The sequence below is a fragment of the Bacteroides sp. f07 genome (genome assembly GCF_042854785.1).
Lineage (GTDB): Bacteria > Bacteroidota > Bacteroidia > Bacteroidales > Bacteroidaceae > Bacteroides.
The window spans coordinates 41,243-61,217 of the sequence record NZ_BAABXI010000003.1 but is presented as its reverse complement, the minus strand read 5'-3'; the positions used below and the strand labels follow the sequence as shown (position 1 = coordinate 61,217).

Annotated in this window: 20 protein-coding genes; 18 read left to right on the top strand and 2 right to left on the bottom strand. The window is 40.4% G+C overall.

Annotated elements, in window-relative coordinates; genetic code table 11:
- The first annotated feature begins 7 nt into the window (after positions 1–7).
- From ACGHVY_RS20060 to ACGHVY_RS19975, 18 genes are all read left to right on the top strand, one after another.
- Complete coding sequence (locus ACGHVY_RS20060; RefSeq protein ID WP_390601103.1) at positions 8–184, top strand: hypothetical protein; 177 nt, start codon at positions 8–10, stop codon at positions 182–184.
- A 15-nt stretch (positions 185–199) separates the two neighbouring features.
- The gene (locus ACGHVY_RS20055) at positions 200–457 is read left to right on the top strand and encodes a transposase (RefSeq protein WP_390601101.1); all 258 of its coding nucleotides are present in this window, start codon (positions 200–202) and stop codon (positions 455–457) included.
- 404 nt (positions 458–861) lie between these two features.
- Positions 862–1,425: a DUF3575 domain-containing protein gene (locus ACGHVY_RS20050; RefSeq protein ID WP_390601098.1), complete on the top strand. Its 564-nt coding sequence runs from the start codon at positions 862–864 to the stop codon at positions 1,423–1,425.
- Between the two features lie 40 nt (positions 1,426–1,465).
- On the top strand, positions 1,466–3,184 hold the full coding sequence (locus tag ACGHVY_RS20045) for a hypothetical protein (protein ID WP_390601096.1): 1,719 nt from the start codon (positions 1,466–1,468) through the stop codon (positions 3,182–3,184).
- Between the two features lie 120 nt (positions 3,185–3,304).
- Positions 3,305–4,444, top strand: coding sequence for a fimbrial protein (locus tag ACGHVY_RS20040; protein ID WP_390601094.1), 1,140 nt, complete (start codon positions 3,305–3,307; stop codon positions 4,442–4,444).
- Between the two features lie 286 nt (positions 4,445–4,730).
- Entirely contained in the window at positions 4,731–5,663 is a 933-nt protein-coding gene (locus ACGHVY_RS20035; RefSeq protein WP_390601091.1) for a FimB/Mfa2 family fimbrial subunit, read from the top strand.
- A gap of 75 nt (positions 5,664–5,738) precedes the next feature.
- The gene (locus ACGHVY_RS20030) at positions 5,739–7,712 is read left to right on the top strand and encodes a fimbrial protein (protein WP_390601089.1); all 1,974 of its coding nucleotides are present in this window, start codon (positions 5,739–5,741) and stop codon (positions 7,710–7,712) included.
- A gap of 48 nt (positions 7,713–7,760) precedes the next feature.
- The gene (locus ACGHVY_RS20025; RefSeq protein WP_390601086.1) at positions 7,761–10,397 is read left to right on the top strand and encodes a BACON domain-containing protein; all 2,637 of its coding nucleotides are present in this window, start codon (positions 7,761–7,763) and stop codon (positions 10,395–10,397) included.
- A 74-nt stretch (positions 10,398–10,471) separates the two neighbouring features.
- Positions 10,472–11,380 carry a peroxiredoxin family protein gene (locus tag ACGHVY_RS20020; RefSeq protein WP_390601084.1) on the top strand — a complete coding sequence of 303 codons (909 nt, stop codon included), beginning with the start codon at positions 10,472–10,474 and terminating at the stop codon, positions 11,378–11,380.
- Between the two features lie 379 nt (positions 11,381–11,759).
- Positions 11,760–12,176, top strand: coding sequence for a hypothetical protein (locus tag ACGHVY_RS20015; RefSeq protein WP_390601082.1), 417 nt, complete (start codon positions 11,760–11,762; stop codon positions 12,174–12,176).
- A 972-nt stretch (positions 12,177–13,148) separates the two neighbouring features.
- Complete coding sequence (locus ACGHVY_RS20010) at positions 13,149–14,093, top strand: redoxin domain-containing protein (protein WP_390601079.1); 945 nt, start codon at positions 13,149–13,151, stop codon at positions 14,091–14,093.
- A gap of 298 nt (positions 14,094–14,391) precedes the next feature.
- Complete coding sequence (locus ACGHVY_RS20005) at positions 14,392–15,618, top strand: C10 family peptidase (protein ID WP_390601077.1); 1,227 nt, start codon at positions 14,392–14,394, stop codon at positions 15,616–15,618.
- A 26-nt stretch (positions 15,619–15,644) separates the two neighbouring features.
- On the top strand, positions 15,645–16,031 hold the full coding sequence (locus ACGHVY_RS20000) for a hypothetical protein (RefSeq protein WP_390601075.1): 387 nt from the start codon (positions 15,645–15,647) through the stop codon (positions 16,029–16,031).
- A gap of 1,442 nt (positions 16,032–17,473) precedes the next feature.
- Entirely contained in the window at positions 17,474–17,647 is a 174-nt protein-coding gene (locus tag ACGHVY_RS19995) for a hypothetical protein (RefSeq protein ID WP_390601072.1), read from the top strand.
- 4 nt (positions 17,648–17,651) lie between these two features.
- Complete coding sequence (locus tag ACGHVY_RS19990) at positions 17,652–17,843, top strand: hypothetical protein (protein ID WP_390601070.1); 192 nt, start codon at positions 17,652–17,654, stop codon at positions 17,841–17,843.
- A complete protein-coding gene (locus ACGHVY_RS19985; protein WP_390601067.1) occupies positions 17,831–17,998 on the top strand; it encodes a DUF1573 domain-containing protein in 168 nt (55 codons plus the stop codon). The genes ACGHVY_RS19990 and ACGHVY_RS19985 overlap by 13 nt, the downstream gene beginning before the upstream one ends.
- Before the next feature lie 41 nt (positions 17,999–18,039).
- Positions 18,040–18,468, top strand: a complete 429-nt coding sequence (locus ACGHVY_RS19980; RefSeq protein WP_390601066.1) for a hypothetical protein — start codon at positions 18,040–18,042, stop codon at positions 18,466–18,468.
- A gap of 18 nt (positions 18,469–18,486) precedes the next feature.
- Positions 18,487–19,005, top strand: a complete 519-nt coding sequence (locus ACGHVY_RS19975) for a hypothetical protein (protein ID WP_390601063.1) — start codon at positions 18,487–18,489, stop codon at positions 19,003–19,005.
- A gap of 31 nt (positions 19,006–19,036) precedes the next feature.
- Here ACGHVY_RS19975 and ACGHVY_RS19970 read toward each other — a convergent pair whose 3' ends face one another.
- Positions 19,037–19,180 (bottom strand): hypothetical protein, encoded by a 144-nt coding sequence (locus ACGHVY_RS19970; RefSeq protein WP_390601061.1) that lies wholly within the window; start codon positions 19,178–19,180, stop codon positions 19,037–19,039.
- A 178-nt stretch (positions 19,181–19,358) separates the two neighbouring features.
- The gene (locus ACGHVY_RS19965) at positions 19,359–19,772 is read right to left on the bottom strand and encodes a transposase family protein (protein WP_390601059.1); all 414 of its coding nucleotides are present in this window, start codon (positions 19,770–19,772) and stop codon (positions 19,359–19,361) included.
- Positions 19,773–19,975 lie beyond the last annotated feature (203 nt).

Here is a 19,975-nt window from a genome sequence, read left to right as displayed (position 1 = left end):
GAAGATTTTGCGATGTCGTGAACAGAATGTAGAGTATGTTCCTTTTCGCTATGCCAATGGAGACACACGTAAGCAATTGTTGGCAAGGGCGAAATATGTACTTACCAGAAACTTCTCCAAATGGCCGGAATCCCAACGGATACGTGCTGAAATCATTTTTGAATATAATGCGGAGTTAAAGTAGGTTTATGATTTGGCTATGGAGCTGACTACAATTTATAACAAGCATTACAATAAGGATATAGCACATGCTAAACTAACCTTATGGTACAACAAGATTGAAAAACTGGGATATGGATGTTTTAGAACTGTGACAAACACAATGCAAAACAACTATGAAACAATTTTCAATTACTTTATTAATAGAAAGACTAATGTTTTTGCAGGATCATTCAATGCCAAAATCAAAGGATTCAGAGCGCAATTAAGAGGTGTTAGAGATATTCCCATTCTTTAAGGCTGTGTAAACTGACTGCATGAACTTTTGAACGTACCCACCGGGTTTTCGGATTGATCCGTTATTATCTTTATAAATTGTCGGAAACTTATTGGTTATACTCTGTTTTTGGGGCATATAAAGCATCTGTTAGTTAGATGTTAGAAAAATAAGAACTTGCTCTTTGTATTATATTGAATATTAATAACATACAATCTTTTATGTTAGTTTTATGATTTCATTTTGTAACTCGATAATTGCGTGTTGTTCTTATTTTTGCAACCAATAAAAAATGAAAAAACGGGATGATATGAAAATTACTATTTTACTTGAATGTCGCGTTTTTTAGTTTTTATGTTTATAGAAATGTTCGTTTATAGATCAATTGTTCTTAATCAATTATTTTTTGTTTAAACAATTACCTTATGATTTTTACAAAGAAGAATTTATTCTGTTTAGCTTTTACCCTGTTTTGCCTGATACGCTCCGGTGAGGTGTCTGCACAGTTTTATTCCGTGCGTACTAATCTTGTGGGCTTGTCAACAGGTAATGTAAACATAGAAGGCTCGATGGCTTTGTCTTCCCACTGGTCTGTCCATCTTCCGTTACAGTACAATCCGTTTAATTTATGGAATGACGGCAAGCTAAAGAATATAACCGTTTCTCCTGGCGTCCGCTATTGGATGCGTGAAACTTATGGTCGCGGATGTTTTTGGGGGCTTTACGGTGTTTTTTCTCATTTTAATGCCGGCGGCCTTTTCGGCCACAGATATCGTTACCAAGGTACTGCCTGGGGTGGCGGTATTTCCGTGGGGCTGGTACATCCCCTTTCCCGGCGTTGGAATCTGGAGTTTGAACTAGGCGGCGGTGTAGTCTGGGCAGATTGGGAACGTTTTCGCTGTACCCGTTGTGGACGCCGCACCGGTAAGGGTAATGGTATCCATGTTTTACCGACTCGTGCGGCAGTCAATCTTGTTTATTTATTTTAATATTAAGTTTCAATAGAAGATAAATTAAATAACCCGAACAATGAATCGAACTTTTAAATATCTGATATTACCTGCCTTCTTGTGTATAGGAATGTTTCTAATAATCTCCTGTTCTACTTCTCGTACCCCGAAGACTATGCGTTTGTTTTTGCAGGCAAAACGTCCTAATATTCTGCTTCCTTATGGAGAAAATACTGGTTCCGGCATATTAAGTCAACAAGTGGAGTTTTCCACAGCGCTCGATACGGTAGTCGCTGTGTCAGCGGAAACTACCGATAGCTCCGATATCTGGCGGACTGTGCATTTGGACCGGGTTGATGTTGTTGCCGCCCGTACGGTAGTCAAGCAGGTGACTATGCGCCGGGGCTTCGTTCGTCTTGAATTTGACGTGCAAGTTCCCGGTGTATTAATGGATAGTTGCTGGCGACTCGTGCTTACTCCTGTTTTGAGCGGGCTTGACAGTACTGACACCTCTCTGCGTCCTGTGGTATTATCCGGAAGTGATTTCCAGCGGATGCAGGAGGCTCATTATAAATCGTATGATCAATTTCTCAAAGGTATCATTGACCCTTCCGCTTACGACAGCATTTATCTGGATCGTAAAAGCATAGCCCGTGATATTTTCCGTCGGCAGAAGTTCTTTTATGACCTTTATGATAAAGAACGTGATCGTCAACTGGCCTATGAGAAATGGAAACGCCTCGCACTTGACCGCCAAAATTTCTGGAACATGCGCGTGCAGGCTAACCGTACAGACTTGCATCATCGTTTGGAACGTAAAAAAATAAAGGAGAGTGTACGCTCCTATGTCGCAGGCCGTGACACTTTTGGTCTGTCTTCCAGTTACAGCCATAAGTACCGTCGTATTGCTAACTTTTGGCCTATGTACCGTATGGAGCGTAAAATGAGCCTGTCCAGCGTCCCTTCTAAATATCAGGACCTTTATTCCGGCGGTCGCAGTTTGTCAGATATACGGAATTATGTACTGTCCTCCTCCGATTCTACGGAGATTTCCCGTCATCGTTATTTTTTTGACCGCATAGCGGAGAATGAAATGAATAACCGTAATCGTGACCAGATTCGTGAGCGTATGATTCCTTTTCCGTATATTGATTCTGCTATGGTCCGTCAGACAGCCGTGCCGGGTGAGGACTATATTTACAATTATGTATATTCTCTACCGGTTAAAGAAGGAATGAAGAAACTCCGTTTGCATCTTGAATCTATTGTCGAGGCTACTGACCGTAGTACGTGGCGCCCCGCTCCTTCGGATACCCTGCTTTTTGTGGTAGCGTCTTTGAGCGATCTGGTGGATTACTCACTGTTACAAAAGTTTGCTATATCATCCTCCTTGGAATCAGATTCTGATTCAACCCTTGCAATTTCCTATACTCCCGAAGGAGAATCCTACGCCGAAGGCCTGCGGCTTTTACAAGAACGTGAATATCATAAGGCGCTGCCCCTGTTACAGGCTCATCCGGATTATAATACTGCCCTTTGTCTTATTTCATTGGGCTACCATAGTGAGGCGGCAGATCTTTTGGCACAGCTTCCCCGTACAGCCAATAGGGAATATTTGTACGCCGTGGTTTGTGCACGTATGGAGAATGCGACGGAAGCTGTCGAGCACATGCTTGAAGCCTGTCGCTTGAACCCTGACCTTGTCCTGCGCATTGCTCTTGATCCGGAGTTGTCCGATCTTATACCACAGTTCGTCGGTCTTCGTCAGGAACTGGATAAGATAGGTTTCGGAGAATAATCATTCAAATATGATGACCGTTTTATTTAATTGCTCATTTTATCATGAGCTAGTTTACAATAATTTATTAATTTATTTTTTAACTTTATGAGAAAGATTTTTTTTAAAGGTTTATTAACCATGTGTACATTAGCCGTTACATTGGCTTCGTGTGATAATGAAAATGAGGTGCCTGAAGCTCCCCAAAAGACAGGCAATGTATTTATGAAACTGAATTTGGGCCAGAAGGCTGATACACGTGTTAATGAGGCGCCGCTTGCCACCGGTACTACTGCTACGGTAAATAGCCTGCATGTCTATTTCTACAAAGATAGCGATAAGAGTATCCAGAAATACTTGAAAGTGGATAATACCACCACGCCTTCCATTACAGATCTTACTACAGGTGCACAGATTGCTGATGTTCCGGCGGTAGCAGACAAAGTTCTAGTACGTGGTAATGTTCCTACCAGTATGTCATTACCTACAAGCGGACTGATCACAGGAGTTGAAAATATGGAGGTTGAAGTTACAACTCAAAATGACAAAGGTAATATTCTTCTTGAGCATCTTGCCGCCTCTATTCTGACTTATGCCGGTGGAGGTGCCACTCCTATTGGTGGTATGCAAAATGGTGACAAATATGCCGAGATAGAATTAAAACCGGCTGTTGCCCGTATAGAAGTCGAGGGTTTGCAAGTTGCCAATGGAACCGCCATAAGCAGTTTCTCTTTGGACGGTATTTATTTGACCAATTTCTATCAAAAAATGAAAATGGGAGACGGAAGTTCTGTCACGAAAATACAATATGGTGCTGATCAGGCCAAGTATGATGAGAATGCTGTTGGTACCCTTTATACGACGGCAAATAAAGAAAAATTATTTGAAAAATTTGTATCACCATTAGGAGCGAGTGGTAATCCATTGGCGGTAGTTTGCACTCCTTCCACTAACCGTTGGGCTTATCATGTATTTGCTAATGATGCTACAACTGCTAACGACCAGTTACAATTGGTATTCAAGCTAAGTAACCTTCAAGCTTCTGCAGGAAGCGGCTTAGCTTTCCCTGCCGGTCACCAGTTCCTAACAGTCAGAGGTTTCAAGGATAATGCCGGTAATATCGTGAAATTGGAGAAAGGTAAAATATATACTATTTCTAAAACCGATTTTACTTTCGATGAAAGCAAGCTTTCTACAGTTCCTAATACAAATGCCGTTGGCGTTTGGCTTAAAGTAACTGTTAAACCTTGGACAGTTGTTGCGGTAAAACCAAATCTCTAAAATTAATACAAAGAAATAAATAAAGTTCCCCGATTGTTTGTGTTTACAAATTTGCTTTTGCAGGTAAGAAAAGAGAGTCCATTTCTATTCACACGTGTACCTTTACTATGTTGGGCATCTGCAAGCTACGATTTTCCCTGCCTCGTAAGCTTGCCTTTCGGGGAACACAAAGCTGAAAGAGAATTCTCCCCGCTCTATTCATTTATATTTAAAATATATTACTTTCAAAAAACGAGGGTTGTTTATTTCCATATATAATTAAATAATACACAGTTATTCACTTAAAATGACACTACACATAAAATTGTATAAAGCTGTACGCTTCCTGTTACTTCCCGCCCTTTTTTCTTTTCTTTTGTCGGGGTGTATTGGGGAGTCTTTAGAAGGATGTCCGTTGGATATTCTGTTGCAATTCACTTATAAGCCTGACGGGGCGTCTGCCGACCTTTTCAGGGACCGTGTGCAGCGAGTGACGCTGTGTGTGTATCGCACTGACGGCAGTATTGAGCATACACGGACACTTGAAAAGAATGAACTTGACCGCCTTCAAGGGGTTGAAATGTACCTGTCACAGGGTACTTATACAGTAGTTCTTTGGGCCAATGCCTCGAATACGCGTACCAAACTCGGCGGATTCATTGCCGGACAGACAATGAATGATCTTTTTGCCTCCCATCCTCAGGCAGAACGGTCGTCAACCATTCCGACGCTTGACCGTTTGCTTTTTGCCGCTGCCCGGTTGACCGTTGATGAACATAATGCGAAAACGAATGTCGTCAATTTCTCCCCCGGTACCATACGTGTAGGGGTACTGCTTGAAGGGATAAGCCTACAGCCGGTCGTTCATATAACTAATATGGCATCCGCTTTGCAACCGATGTATGACGAAACCGCCAGTAAGTGGAACCTGTATTCTGTGGTTCAGGGTAAAAGATTCGATCCGGAGGTGACTTATGAAGCTTCCACTAAACGTGCTGAAGTTTTCTCTGATATGCCGCGTTTTACGGAAGACACTCCCGGATTGGTTGAGATTATTGATCCGAATACGGGTGTTCACATTGTCCCGCCCATTTCGTTGGCTGATCTCATTCGCCGCTATCATATTTCTATCGGGCCCGCTAATGAGGTGATTATCCCCATACAGATAACTTTCGGTCCGGGCTATACCCGAATCACTATCAAAGACTGGCAGAGTCAATCTGTTAAACCCGGGGTATAGAAAACTGGACGGCTGATATCTCTCCTGCTAGATTGAAGTTACTATTATTAATTCATTTATTATCAATATATAATCATGCCTAACTCTATAATCACCCTATTCCGTCATCTGACCGGGAGTTTATTGCTTTTGTTTTTAGCAGTAAGTTGCCGGCAGGACGAATCTCTTCTTCCGCCTGCGCCTGGCAAAGGCGCAACGAGCGAAGTGACACTTTCCGTCAGGATTCCCGATTTCCGGGCGGCGAATACCCGTGCTGTAGACGAGAAAGGAATAGCAGAGATTACCGTACTGATGTTTGCCGATGAAGGCGGCACGGAAAAAGTCAAGGTGAAATATGATATTCCGGGCAGTTCGTTGCGCACACCCTCGGGCTCTTCGGATACGAGAACTTTCTCTGTGCCCGTTACTGCAGGTACATACAAACGTATAGCTCTTATAACTAATGCCCAAACAGAACTGGCAAGCATTGCAGCCGGTTCCACTTATGATGCTCTTAAGCAAGTGGAGGTCACGGGCAGGTTCGGACAAGCAGGAACGGGAACATACATCCCCATGTACGGTGAGCATGCCCCGGCGGGAGGCTTTGAGTTGAAAGCCGGTGTGTCGCAAACCATTGCGCAGGAAATACCCCTTATCCGTATGCTGGCCCGGGTGGATATTATCAACTCCATAACTTCGGGGGCCACGACAGCGGCAGGAAAGGTTTACTTCGTCAATCCTGTGGGCAACGGACGTGTTTGGGTAGATCTTGCTACATATAATACTACTTCTACACAGTCAGGATACATGACTCCCACACTACCTGTCGCACCGCAACCGGCAGTCGGTGGCGGACACCCGCTTGAGGGAATCGCAAATACCACCTCTCCGAATGTCATTACCTATTATCTGAACGAACAGTTGGCAACTGCCGGTGGCAGTCGTCCCTGTATCGTGATGTTTCTTAACTATCAGGGAAGAGAGTACTACTACCGAATGGATTATACATGGGATGGTATTAAGGGCGGCGGTGCACCTCCTTATGAAAAGGGTAAATACATGCCCATTCTGCGCAACCACCGTTATATTTTTACAATAAAAGAGGTGAAAGGTCCGGGGTTTGATACAATGCAAGAGGCAATAACCAGTCCGGAAAACTTTACCAACCATAACATCGTGGTGACGCCCATTGTGATAGATGAGGCATTCGCGGATATAGCGTTCAATGAGTCGGGGCATTTTCTGGCCGTAACACGTACGGAAATGCGGCTTCCACTTAATCAGACAATTGCTTCCACTGACAATAAGTTTGATTTGCGAACCAATTATCCTCCGGGCTGGAAGATCTCCTGTGTGGAAGCGGACGGAAGCACTGCTATTCCAAATACGGGCTGGCTGCAAGTTAATATATCTAATGGTTCTGCAGGAGCGAAATCAACAGTCTCTGTTCTGACACAAGGTGTCGGTGACAAAGAGGGATTGCTTGTGGTGCGCGCTGGTAGACTAATTACTCATATCCGGATAAATCAAAAAGATTTCTGTGGTTGGAACGGTACTGCAAAACCTTTACGTATCGGAAATAATGACTATCTTACTCATCGTTATGGAACAAAATGCTGGATGGTACAAAATTCCAAAGAGGGAAATCCTGAAACAGGATATCCTGGAGAAAATCCTATTAGAGCTTATTATTCTTATGAATATAGTAATGCAGTATCTCGAAATCCATGCCCTGTTGGCTGGCATATCCCGACCTTTACTGAAGGTGAGCAAATGGTTATGTTGGTTAAAGATAAACCTAATGGAATAGGTAAATTTTGGTGGGGACCTGAAGGAGCTGCCAATAATGCTTTTGAAGGGTGGATATACTTTTATAGAAATTACCTTGGCGAATCTGGTACTTCTGGATTGAATGGTTTTGGAACACATGGTCATTGGATTATTGAACCTCTTCCGGGAAGTCCGGGGGCAACTATTCAATCAGATTCAAGTAACATAACGTGCAGTGGACTATCCTTACAAAGAACAGTATATATGTCAGTCCGTTGTGTACGAGATTCCGATTACTGATATATTAAGATATATAAGAAATAAATACATTGCTAAAAACAAAGAAAAATGAAAATAGGATTTCAGACTTCCAATTTATTCGGTTTCGCCCGCGCAGCACGTCTGTGGAGGCGGCATGTCTCGGCTGTGCTGGGGACTACAATGATAGCAGCTCTCACGACCGGTTGCAGTGACGACATACAGCAGTCGATACCGCAGACGGACGGGCATACAGCTGTTATTTACCTGAGCTTCAAAATCGGTGCTTCATCAAAACCGGCCGCCGAAATGAACACCTCGCAAAGTGCCGAGACGCGTGCACCGATGCTACATGCTATAGATGAGAATGGTATCAATACTGTAGATGTACTTTCATTCAAGGTTGATCCTGCAGATCCTACGAATATAAAGAAAGGGACCTTCTTCTACCGTGCACAGGGTACATACAATGCGGGCACACAGACTGTACGCGTACAGTTGCTGGGAGCTTCCGAACATCAGACACTCGTGATACTCGCTAATGTCCGTGAACAGGTGAATACCCTTGCTGCCGCTTTAGGCGAACAGAAAGAGATGGTGATGAGCCGTCTCCTCCTGCCTGTCACGTCCGATGGCATGCCTGACTTGACGAACGGCATGCCTATGTGGGGAGAATTGCCCGACCAGGCTATTAATGAGACCTATGCACAATCTTCAATAACAGCTCCCACAGTGACGATGATACGTTCTTTGGTGAAAATCACTTATAAAGAGCACATTCCGCAATTACTATCTCCTTCAGGTGGTAATTTATGGTATAATGGAATAAAATTTTTGGTATATAATCACCGTAGCAAAGGACGTATTACTCCTAATAACTTTCAAGTGGTACCTCTTTCTGTAAGTACGCCTACTATCCCTGTCGGTGCAACAGGGATACAAGGAGTGCATCATACCTTACTTGATCATTCTGCTTTGACGGGTATTGGTGGCGAGGAATCGTTTTACATGTTTGAAGCGGACAATTCGAAAGTAAATTCAGGCTCCGCACTTGATGCTACTTGCCTTGTCGTGCAATTTCTCGGAGGTCCGGCGAGTGGTTGGCATCGTCTTGATTTTCGAGATTATATGCAACCGCCTGGTAGCGGTTTTATGGATTTATTGCGTGGGTATCACTATGTAATAGAACCAAAGGAATGGGACGGCAGCATGGGAGCAGCAACACCTGAAGAAGCGCTCAAGGGGAAGTATACACTTAAATGTAAGATTGTTCCGTGGAATGAGGTACAGGGAGAGGTTAAAGTAGATGGGAACAAACGGCTGAAAGTGGATAAAAGAGAGTTTGTATTTCCGGGGGATCCTAATGTAACGGGGGAAACCGAAGCATCACAGTTGCTCACTTTTAGCACGGAGAATACTGGTGGCTGGCGTATTGAAGGTAAACCTGACTGGATCAATCTTTCGCAAACCACAGGAGGTGACGGAACACCTGCGACTGTAACACTAACTGTTAATGGAGTTAATCCTAGTCGTACTGACCGGACAGCGACAATGAATCTCGTGGCCGGTAATCTGACCTATAAGATTCATCTCTCTCAACCTGATGCCTGCGGCAAGAATGGGGTGCCCAAGAAGATGCGCATCGGAAACAATGAATATTACACACACCGTTTCGGCGGGCAGTGCTGGATGCTGGAGAATTCATGTGAAGGAAATCCAGATAATATTTTGCCACCTTTGCCTGGGCAAACAAAGCAGCGGTACTTATGGAATGGTTTTGAGTTTGTTAAGCCAGAGAAAAATCATTGTCCATCCGGGTGGAGGATTCCTCTTTATACTGATGTTGTTCATCTGAGGCGGGATTTACATGATAATGTCACTGAACGTAACCTTTGGTTACATTGGCAACAGCCGGGCGTGATAGCCTATTATCCAACTTTTGATGCACATGGTGAGGTCGTAGGTCCATGGCCGGGTAGGGAATCAAAACGCTTTTGGCAAAATAACATGCTTGTTTGGGAAACAAGACAGCTACCTCGAATAGTTTCTTATACATGGAAACAACAAGATAATATATCAGCATTCTGGACACATCAGATGATTACTGACGTAAGTATGCACTCTGGTATTCAAGATATACCATCTCTCAGTGCTATGGGACATGCATATATGGCTCGTGTACCGATTGTCACACAAGCTCAATCCGATTATCAGTATCATTCATGTATTTTATTGGCTTCGATGATACAACAACCAGCCAAAGGCTTTTCCGATATATGGAGTTTAGTGAGGGAATTACTAACTACCTATGAAACAGTGAACAAAAATACTGGGGCGCAAGATTATGCACATTTTGATCCTCCTTGGGGGCATAATGAACAAATCGTAATACGTCGATTTGGCGGTGGAAAATACTGGTCTGCCCCATACAATGATATGCCATGGAAGTATTCAGGTACTAGATTTTATAATGATGCTGTTGGCTGTGTAGCTCCATCGGTAGACATTCTGAGAAGTCAGCAAACAGACAGCAGATTTGGCTATTATTTAACAAAACAGGATCATCGTGGTAGATATGAAAGAGATTATTATCCAGGATTGTCGGAATTGACGAATAGTACGAATCCCCCATATTACTCTCTTTATAGTTTTAACTCTGTCACCCAGGAAGGTTTGAGTGCTTATCTTGAGAATAGTCTTCCTCTTCGTTTTGTCCGTGAAGATTGATAGATTCTGTTTAGAACTTCCCTCCAGTATAGGGAAGTTCTGCTTCCTTTTTAATTTAAAAAGTATCTAAAATAATGAAATCACAAGTCTGTTCTTTTTTCTTTTGGGGGATGTTTGTTTTATTGTTTTGCTGTAGTTGTCATCAATCTGAAAGTAAAACGGAAGTCATGCTGCATTATGAAGGTTTGTCTCATGCAGTTGTAACGAATGATACGTCGGCTCTTCGTCGTGAACAACGCTATATGACAGATACGCTCTCATCTGATACACTTCTCAAATTCCCTCGCATGCACGATTATCTGTGTACATGGACTAATTCTTATATTTTTAGTAAACATATAGCAAAAGTTAGTTCACCCGGAAGTTCTGTTACTCTTGCCGTGGACTGCCTTTCTTCCGATGTTAAGCGTTTGGCTATACGTTTGCTGGATGCCGGCAAAGAACAGCAACTGGAGGCCATTTTACGGCCTGTGGCGAGTTGCCTAGTGAAACAGGGAATGAGCGATGCCGCTGCAGTTGCCGCTGCTACAACTGTAGGTATCGATGCAAATCCTGCCTGTCCGGGTGATATTGCCTACCGTCTACTCACTCGTTTGCTGCTTATAGGGAAAAAAGCTCCACGTTTATCCCATGCTGTTCCTTCAGTGTCAATCGGGCCGACGTTGCTGTTGTTCTATGAAACGGATTGTTCTAATTGTGAATCTGTTTTGCGTGATCTATGTGGCTTTTATCCTACCCTTAAGGATAAAAATATACGGGTGATCTCTATTGCTTCAGATGATAATGAAGAAACTTTTCTCTCTCGTGCTACCTCGTTACCATGGGCGATAAAATGGTATGAGCCTCAAGGTTTCTATAGTTCTGATTTTGAATCCTATGGCGTAGCGTTTACACCTACACTTGTACTCGTGGATTCGAATGGGTGTGTGGTGGGTTCTTACCGGACATTGGAAGAAACAACTCTCATTAGAAATGAGCTTTAGTCTTAACACTGAATGATATAAGTACGATGAACTTATTTTATTTATCAGCCTACACAGATATGCATATTGGGCACTCTGAATTATCCTGCTCGGGAGCTAAAAATTATTTGCTGTTACTGAACTCTTATCTGACACAAATCCCCAGATTGTATAATCGAGTTCCCGGGAAGGCATGGAATAATTCTCGTCCTGTTATTCGGCAAAATCCAAAAGGATGGTGGAATATTCTAAAATTTCTTATTATTCTCATCATTATTGTTCTTTTGTTCGTTCTATTATTTCTTGTGACTATATTGACTGAATAAGGATGGAAATTGGCTTGCTATTGTATATGTATATGAATATAAATATAAAAAAACAGGTGTCTACATTAATGAATATGGATGATTTATTTATATGTAAGAGTATTGATAACTTTAAAATAGAACTTGCATTACTCTGTTCACGAATTCAATTATACTATTTGATACAGTGGCGTATCTGGCGTCATCGAAATAAACGGAAAGTTCGTGAGGCCCAGAAACAACTAATGCAATTATCCAATATAAGAAGTGAATTTGCGGTAGGGCAGAGTAGTGAACAGCTGTATAAATACTATCTTCATCTTAATGAGTTTTACCGTCGTGAATTAGTATTGGTCGAATATATTCTTGAACAATATCCTGATTTATTGCTCATGCCGGAATGGAAGGTAGTAAAAGTTATGGAAGAATCAGAGGAATTAATAGAATTGAAACTAAGCGATATTGCTTCCTATTATCAACAAAATAAATTAAAACTGGATATTGAAGGTTAGTGGGTTACATGATGTATGATTTTATAATATGTTGATTTATTGTGTGTTATAGCTGTGATTAAATAACTATTCTATAAATTAGCACCATTTTAGTACCACTATTTAGCTATCGTAAATAAATCAAGCACCACTGCTGTTCTCTTCAGATAAAACAGGACTTTAAAGGTGTTTCTTTTTGTTTTCATAACTCTAAATATTCGTTTGTAAAGGTAATTACTTTCCCGCTATCATGAGTTATGAAGAATTATGTAAAATGCTGAAACAAAACTTGTTATTGTCGTGGTAGGGTGTCATGGATTAGGTAATGACTTAGTACCTGAACTATGGCTTAACCTTACTTTTCGGGACTTTTTTTGCCTATGACTGTTTCTTTCCGCTTTGCTACTAAGATATTGATTTGCTGGTTTTTAAACTAAATTTTACTTTTCTTTGCGACTGTTCCCGATTAAAGAAAATAAAACATTGGAAATATGTTTATAATTATATGTATTGTTGTTACTTTTATCATGTTATTTGAAGGAATATAGCATGAACGAACAGAAAAGAGATATTGAAGAAACTTTCAGGCGCTATTATAGGCCCTTATGTCTGCATGCTATACACTACCTTCGCGATATGGATTTAGTAGAAGATGTTGTTCAGAACACAAGGAACTTAAAAAAAACAATAAAATTTATTGAAAATTAAGTGGGTAAAGCTATAAGAAAACTAAAAGATGGAGCAATCAAAATATATAATTTCTTTTTCGGATAATTTTTTTCATTTTTGAGTAAGGGATTTTTTATTTATTTCAGTCTTAATTAAAACAAAAAGCAAAAGTATGAAAGAAATAGCAAAAAGTATCTTTTATACCGCTGAACATATAAAAGAGCAGTTTTTTAAGTCAGGTTTTGAATAAAACCACGACTATATTAATTGAAGAAACGTTTCTTTGCGATGACTTCAAAAATTAATCATTTAAAATAGAGTTATATGAGATTTGTAAAACTATTAATTTTATTATTTATGGCAACTGGTACTTTAACGACCAGTGCTCAAAATGCAGGTCAAGGAATCCGTCCTGGCGATAAAGCCCCTGATTTTACATTGAAAGATCAGAATGGAAAAGAGGTTAATCTCTATCAATTGCTAAAGAAAGGGCCGGTAGTGCTTAATTGGTATAGAGGAGGCTGGTGTCCATATTGTAATTTGGAATTGAAAGGATTGGCTGACAAAACAGCGGAAATAAATCAATTGGGAGCCACTTTGGTTGCAATCTCACCTGAGCTGCCTGATAAAACCATGACAACAGTTGAAAAGAACAATTTGTCCTTTACGGTCGTGTCGGATTCGGACAACAATATCGCACGCAAATATGATTTGGTTTTCAAACTGGACTCAGAAACAGCCGGGCGATACGAGAACAGTTTCGGATTGAGTCGGTACAATGGCAATGATAAGGGTGAATTACCTGTTCCGGCTACCTATATCATTGATCAGAAATGCATAGTCAGATACGCTTTTATTAATCCTGATTATAAAAAGAGAGCAAATCCAGATGATGTATTGATGTATTTAACACAGCTTGTCAGAACGTCAAATAATAATAAGCTGGTACTGCTCTGGAGCAGTGACGATCCTATGGTAGCAGAACGTGTAGCACTTATGTTTCCATATGCAGCCCAGAAAAAGAACTGGTTTTCAGAGGTGACACTGGTGATATGGGGACCTTCGGCAGAATTAATAGCCAATGATGCCGTTTTACAGAAAAAAATCAGTGAAATGAAGACTGCCGGTATAAAAGTCGAAGCGTGTATTGCCTGCGCAAATGCATATGGGGTAGCGGATAAGTTGAAATCTCTCAATTATGATATATTGCCGATGGGAGAGCCTTTGGCAAACTATCTGAAAAGAGGATATCAGGTATTAACTTTCTAAAACCGGTAGATACGGAAATAATAGGGAATTTCTGGCTACGGAATGACTTAAAAGATAAAGATATATAATGAATTTAGAAACTAAAAAGGAAAATGAACATGAAAACAATAATCACACGGCGAGACATATCTGTTTTTATTGGCAGGCATGTAATTTCAATCAGAAATTGCCTAATGTTCCAACAGTATTTATGTCTAACTTTTAATTTAAGTAACTCATTATGATTAAAAACATCTTTAACGCAGTGTTTATTTCACTGTTTTTCTTTTCTTGTTCTGATAATTATGAGAAAGAAATTATGAAGAACGCCCCACAGACAGCACTGTTTTCTTATAAGGTGACACCTGAAGAAGCACAAGAAGTAATACTTAATTTTATGGATGCCATGGAAGATAGTAAGCAAACGAGAAGTGTAGGAGAGTATTCGAGCAAGGAAATTGCCAATGTAAAGGCACTTCGCCGTGGTACATTCAAGACACGCTCAGGTTATGAGAATAGAAATATTCCTATTGATTTGGACACGTTAATGTATGTCGTCAACTTCTCTGATAACAATGGCTTTGCATTAGTTGCAGCCGATAAGCGCACTGACCCTATTTTTGCGATAATAGATGAGGGGAACTATGATTTTGAGGAATTAGACGAAGAAGAAAATGAGAGTTTTCTTTCTTTTGTGGACGGAGCTATCGCGACAGAGCTTGAAGATATCAACCAATATCAGGGTAATGAAGCTACGCGATCTGTAATCAATGGTTGGGACATAATAATCATATGCTATCCTATTCTCAAAACCAAATGGTCACAAGGAGGTTATAATAACCCAAACTCTTACGGGAAATATTGTCCTAATAAAGTGACAGGATGTACTGTAACAGCGACAGCGCAACTCCTTTCTCATTTTAAAACGATGGAGCATGTAGATTGGTCTTATAACGGAACCAGTGGCAGTACTAATTTGAATTGGAGACGGATTATCTCTGATTGCGGAAAATATAATGGTAGTTTATCTCCTACAAGTACGCCACAGTCAATGGATGAAATCGCACATTTATGCAGATACCTCGGGATTGCATTTGGAGCCAAATATAATGTAGACAAGAAGAACAAAAACAAGAATTCGACAAGTGTCGGCGAGGACAAGCCCATTGATTGGTTTGATAAATGGGGCGGACTGAAAGCTACCAAGCTAAAGAAGTATGATGAGACATCAATTATAAATGCTATCAGGCTGGGACCCCCCGTCTATGCACAGGGAAATTCAGGGAAAAAGAAATTTTTATTTGTTAGAATTAAGTATACAGGAGGACATGCATGGATATATGACGGATGTATTACAGCTACTAAAAACGGTAAACGCCAAAACTTAATTCATTGTAATTGGGGTTGGGGTGGCAGTAGAAATGGTTATTATTTAAGCAATGTATTTAAAGCGAATGTAGGTCCGGAGATTAATGACTTCGGTACTCGGAGTGCCCAGGAAAATTATTATCAGTATAACCTCGAATATTCTTTAATTACACGATGAAAAATAGTTTTTTGTATTTACTTCCTATGCTCATATTATCTATATTTGTGTTTGCTGCTTGCGAAAGTAAAGATGGTGATTGGGAAAAGATGAAATGGGGAACTGATGTTAAGATGGATAAAGAGAAGATTATCACGGTTCCTGTGACAGGAGGCACTTATGTATTTAAATGTACGAACTATGGTAGTTTTTGGTTGTCAGGGGTATTAGAGGATGACAGGGACGTTAGCATAGATGATGTGAGATGGGAAAATGCTATCGGCAAATGGAGCAGCGTTAAAATAGAAAAAAACGTAATGACCGTCATAGTGTTTCCTAACAATGACAATCGCAATCGTCTTTTAAAGGTAACACCAACGGCTGGCGATATATTCTCTTATTTCTCGTTCAATCAGGCAGGGAAGAATGATTAATATTTAAGGTCAAATTTTCTAGGGGAAAAACTTTGAAAACTTGACTATATATCCTGTATTTTACAGGAAAATATAAATTTGGATTGTGAACCGGAAATAAATTAGGGGATCTTTTTATTGGAGAGAACGGATGAACTGGTGTATATATTGGCATTGATAATTGGTGTACCCGCTGTACATCTGTCCATTTTCTATCTCGGTAGCAGATATACAAGGTTTGGAAGATGAATACAGAAGGAGTTGCACAAATGAGAAGAAATTAGTGGCTATACTGTTTTCGCTGTGCTGTATGCTGGCCGGAAGGATACTCCTTTTTTTGCATTTCTATCATTCCGGCATAATGCAAAAAGGTCGCTTTGGGAAACATAATGATAGACACTACTTGGTAAATGCATACAATATTTATTCAACTAAATAACGTGAATTTGATACAAGATAAAGTTGAAAATCAGTCCTAAAGAACAAAAACGTTGGCAGTATATCGCCCGTATGTTCGGTATATATCCATCGCATTGTATATTTATATATAAATCACAAAAGCTTGGAATACGGAATGTAGAGGATAGAGGATACCCGGGTGTGGGGTATCTTTGCCAAGGTATTCTATTAAGAAAGTCTTCGCTGAAGAAGCCTGAAGTACAGTCTATTCATGTGAAAAAATCCATGTAACCGGAAATATTCGCATACTAATCTTATCTCGAACTCACGTTATTAATGTTTTTTTATAATTGTAATCGTAATAGTACGTTTCTCTCCAAGACAGCTAAACGGTTTAGATGCGTCCTTACTTGTTAATACTTGATACTCTGTTTTTCTATTGTTTTCCTCTTTTGACAGGATAACAATGCTAAAGAAATAAACAGAAGAATAAATATTTTTCTCATATTATTGCCAATTAGTTACTATAGATAAAAGTAATATTTAATATTGTTGAAACCTCAACATCTGATACAATCTTCAAGCTCTTTGTTTTGAGGGCTTATTTTGATCGTTATCTTTTCTATCTTATTGGCATGGTTATAAAACATATACTATAATTCTGGGAGAAAACGTTGAATTTCTTTATAATGCAAAACTTTTTTCATGATAAAATCAATAATGTTATATTGCAAATATAAGACTATATAATTACGTAATAAAAAAAGGGAATAAAAAGATAAAAGAGCATATTTGCATCTGTAAAGAGGAGTACTGGCGGCAATGTAAGCTTGTAGCCAATATATGTTACAATGGAGGAAGGAGGAAAGAGAATTTGAAACTTACCTTACGCCGGTAGTAAATGTCGGCATAAGACAGCAAAATGAGCCCCTTGTAAATTGGCGGAGCAAATTAAGACTAACGTATCCTTGACATTTAGTCTGGCAAGTATGAGCTCAAAATGAAATGAGCTGACACATGTGTAAAAATACCTAATTATTAAATACTGATATACTTACACTTGTATGTCCTTCGATACCAGCATCGCTACCGTAATGGTAACTAACGGGACACTGATGGAAGTGACCGGAGTAACCACCGGCACGGCACGTATCACAGTGAAAGCAAGCAATAGAACAGATTGTCACTGTTACTGTCCGCAAAGTGGCCGGCGACAATGGTTGGATGTAATCTCTTGATGAAATGATGAAGCTTTTAAGCCAAACAATAATAGTTGCATTCCTTGCCGGAGCAGGGGTGTTCGGAGTACTCCGTGCACAGGACAGCCCCGCTTCTTTACAAGTACAAAGAGATTTGCTGTTGAATCCTCTATTGATGAAACAGTCGGAACAGTTACTGCGATTTGTAAAAAAATGCAGGATATGGGTACGCTGATAGAGGATAACGCTCCGGTAACCTGCCGATTTGTCTGCACTGATATAAGCAACCGCCTGCTTATCATTTCTCGTGCCATGCCAACATGCAGTTGTGTTACAACCAACGTCAATGATGAAAAACTGTTACCCGGTAAAAACGGACCGTCACCCTGACATTCCACCCGAAGAATCCCCCTAGTACGATAGACACTCATGTGTTTCTCTACCTCTCTTCTTCGGACAAAGTGCCTGTGACATGGCTCACACTGAGAGGAAACGTACTGCCAGGGAAGGACGAATGGGACCGCTATCCCTATGCTATGGACAAGTTTCGACTCAAACAGGATGTAATGAACCTCAGTGAAGTGAAAGATGGAGGCCGCTTCACGGAATGTATCCTATGTGGCACCAGTAACAATAACCCCATGCGGTTGACCGTTCTGATGCTTTCCGCCTATGCTACTTTTCGCACCGAACCTGCAGTGATTCCACTAGGTGGAGAAGCCGATATCGTAGTCACTGTGGATGCTTCATTGGTTCCTGCCGGGCTGAAAGACGAATTTACTTTTCCGATAATCATCCAAGGCATCAGTGCTCGCCCATCAGACCGTACATTGAATATTAAAGTTAAACGTATCAATTAATCAAAAAATAAATTCGACATGAAGAATTTTTTCAAACTTATGTTTTTATTTGCTCTTCTGCTCTGCAGTTTGTCTTGTAATGATGATGACCAGACAGTTGTAGCTGGCTTGGAAGTCAATGCCGTCAACCAGAACGGAGTATGGCAACAGGCAGAATGGAATGGTCATTCTCTGGCAGAAGATACTTGTTGTATAAAGTTCAATTGCAAGGACCAAACATTCGAAATGTATCAGAAATTTGATAGTATGTATGCCCGCTGCATTACCGGTGATTTCAGTATTCGCATAGAGCCTTACTTGGGGGCGCTTATCAGTGGTATTTACGATTACGGAGACAGAGAATGGAATAATGAATACGTCGTCACTGAACTTTTGGAAAGTGGCCTAATGGTTTGGACTGCCAAAGATGACAAAAGTGATTTAATACTATCTATTTTTTATTTTCCCTTCAAAATAGAAGAATACAGTTTGATTTCTTTTCAATTTGAATCGATATCGTTTCTTTTTACAGAGGGTGTTATACGGTCACCCTCGTAAAAAGAAATTTCGATATGGTTGTTATTCAGCATTAAAGTTTTCGCTTTTGCTTGGTCTGACAAATCATTTTCTCTATTTCCGGTAGCATCGTGTCCGTCATATTCTTGATTAGATAGAACCAGTTGCGGGTTTGTGTAAACCGGGGATTATTCAGTTTATAGACTCTGTGAAACATCTTCCACGGTCTCTCGTTATATATTGTATTTGAGGATTCCGGATGAGTTGGTTGTCAAGTACTTCTTCACTTCTATCCTCTAACAAAGCAATAGGTGTGTGTCATCTGGTCTACGACCACACTCATATAATCCTTACCTTTTTTATAGGCAAAATCATCAATGCCCACAAAAATACTTTTATAATGTATATAAAATGCGTAAGCAAGAAGAGCTACTGGCCGTTATATAGAACAGTCGCAAAATAGAAGATGCCTTTCGAGAAGTAAGTTCCAGGCTTATCGATCTGATGCGTTCCTCGACAAGATAGTTCCGTCTACCATACCAACGAGTCAGAAAAGATAATGGTTCACAGAATATTTTGCGGGGACAACAAACTTTGTCGCAATAATATTTACCAACCTTTATGACTAGCTCCAAAGCATAATCGTAAACTTCAAGATCCTGAATATGATGGGAGTGGTAACTATGCAGTCGGTGACTGAAATGCCCGCAATAAGGACAGGAAGCCCCCTTGCCGATCGTATGTAGAAAGACTATCAATGAACCAGTCTTGTTGCAGATTATCCCAGCAAAGACTGAATCTGAAATCATGGAATAATTCCCTATTTGTAGGGGTATTTTCTTTTTTTGATGTATATTTGTACGTTGTAGATATGGTTTGTTGCATTGTAACATCTTTATGATGTGGTGTCTTTTAAGTTACTAAAAAGCAAACATGTCTACAATTTTTCATAAGATTAAGGAAGAATAAGAGGAAGACCGGTGAGATTAAATAGAGTTTATCACCAAATTTG

What these genes read in the sequence shown, in the direction of transcription:
- ACGHVY_RS20055 (WP_390601101.1), top strand. Translation starts at nt 200, where the DNA reads ATGGAGCTGACTACAATTTATAACAAGCATTACAATAAGGATATAGCA.
- ACGHVY_RS20005 (WP_390601077.1), top strand. Translation starts at nt 14,392, where the DNA reads ATGAAGAACGCCCCACAGACAGCACTGTTTTCTTATAAGGTGACACCT.
- ACGHVY_RS20025 (WP_390601086.1), top strand. Translation starts at nt 7,761, where the DNA reads ATGAAAATAGGATTTCAGACTTCCAATTTATTCGGTTTCGCCCGCGCA.
- ACGHVY_RS20040 (WP_390601094.1), top strand. Translation starts at nt 3,305, where the DNA reads ATGTGTACATTAGCCGTTACATTGGCTTCGTGTGATAATGAAAATGAG.
- ACGHVY_RS19995 (WP_390601072.1), top strand. Translation starts at nt 17,474, where the DNA reads ATGTCCTTCGATACCAGCATCGCTACCGTAATGGTAACTAACGGGACA.
- ACGHVY_RS20015 (WP_390601082.1), top strand. Translation starts at nt 11,760, where the DNA reads ATGGATGATTTATTTATATGTAAGAGTATTGATAACTTTAAAATAGAA.
- ACGHVY_RS19975 (WP_390601063.1), top strand. Translation starts at nt 18,487, where the DNA reads ATGAAGAATTTTTTCAAACTTATGTTTTTATTTGCTCTTCTGCTCTGC.
- ACGHVY_RS20000 (WP_390601075.1), top strand. Translation starts at nt 15,645, where the DNA reads ATGCTCATATTATCTATATTTGTGTTTGCTGCTTGCGAAAGTAAAGAT.
- ACGHVY_RS20045 (WP_390601096.1), top strand. Translation starts at nt 1,466, where the DNA reads ATGAATCGAACTTTTAAATATCTGATATTACCTGCCTTCTTGTGTATA.
- ACGHVY_RS19985 (WP_390601067.1), top strand. Translation starts at nt 17,831, where the DNA reads ATGGGTACGCTGATAGAGGATAACGCTCCGGTAACCTGCCGATTTGTC.
- ACGHVY_RS19990 (WP_390601070.1), top strand. Translation starts at nt 17,652, where the DNA reads ATGATGAAGCTTTTAAGCCAAACAATAATAGTTGCATTCCTTGCCGGA.
- ACGHVY_RS20010 (WP_390601079.1), top strand. Translation starts at nt 13,149, where the DNA reads ATGAGATTTGTAAAACTATTAATTTTATTATTTATGGCAACTGGTACT.
- ACGHVY_RS20035 (WP_390601091.1), top strand. Translation starts at nt 4,731, where the DNA reads ATGACACTACACATAAAATTGTATAAAGCTGTACGCTTCCTGTTACTT.
- ACGHVY_RS19965 (WP_390601059.1), bottom strand. Translation starts at nt 19,772, where the DNA reads ATGATTTCAGATTCAGTCTTTGCTGGGATAATCTGCAACAAGACTGGT.
- ACGHVY_RS20030 (WP_390601089.1), top strand. Translation starts at nt 5,739, where the DNA reads ATGCCTAACTCTATAATCACCCTATTCCGTCATCTGACCGGGAGTTTA.
- ACGHVY_RS20050 (WP_390601098.1), top strand. Translation starts at nt 862, where the DNA reads ATGATTTTTACAAAGAAGAATTTATTCTGTTTAGCTTTTACCCTGTTT.
- ACGHVY_RS20020 (WP_390601084.1), top strand. Translation starts at nt 10,472, where the DNA reads ATGAAATCACAAGTCTGTTCTTTTTTCTTTTGGGGGATGTTTGTTTTA.
- ACGHVY_RS19970 (WP_390601061.1), bottom strand. Translation starts at nt 19,180, where the DNA reads ATGTTTCACAGAGTCTATAAACTGAATAATCCCCGGTTTACACAAACC.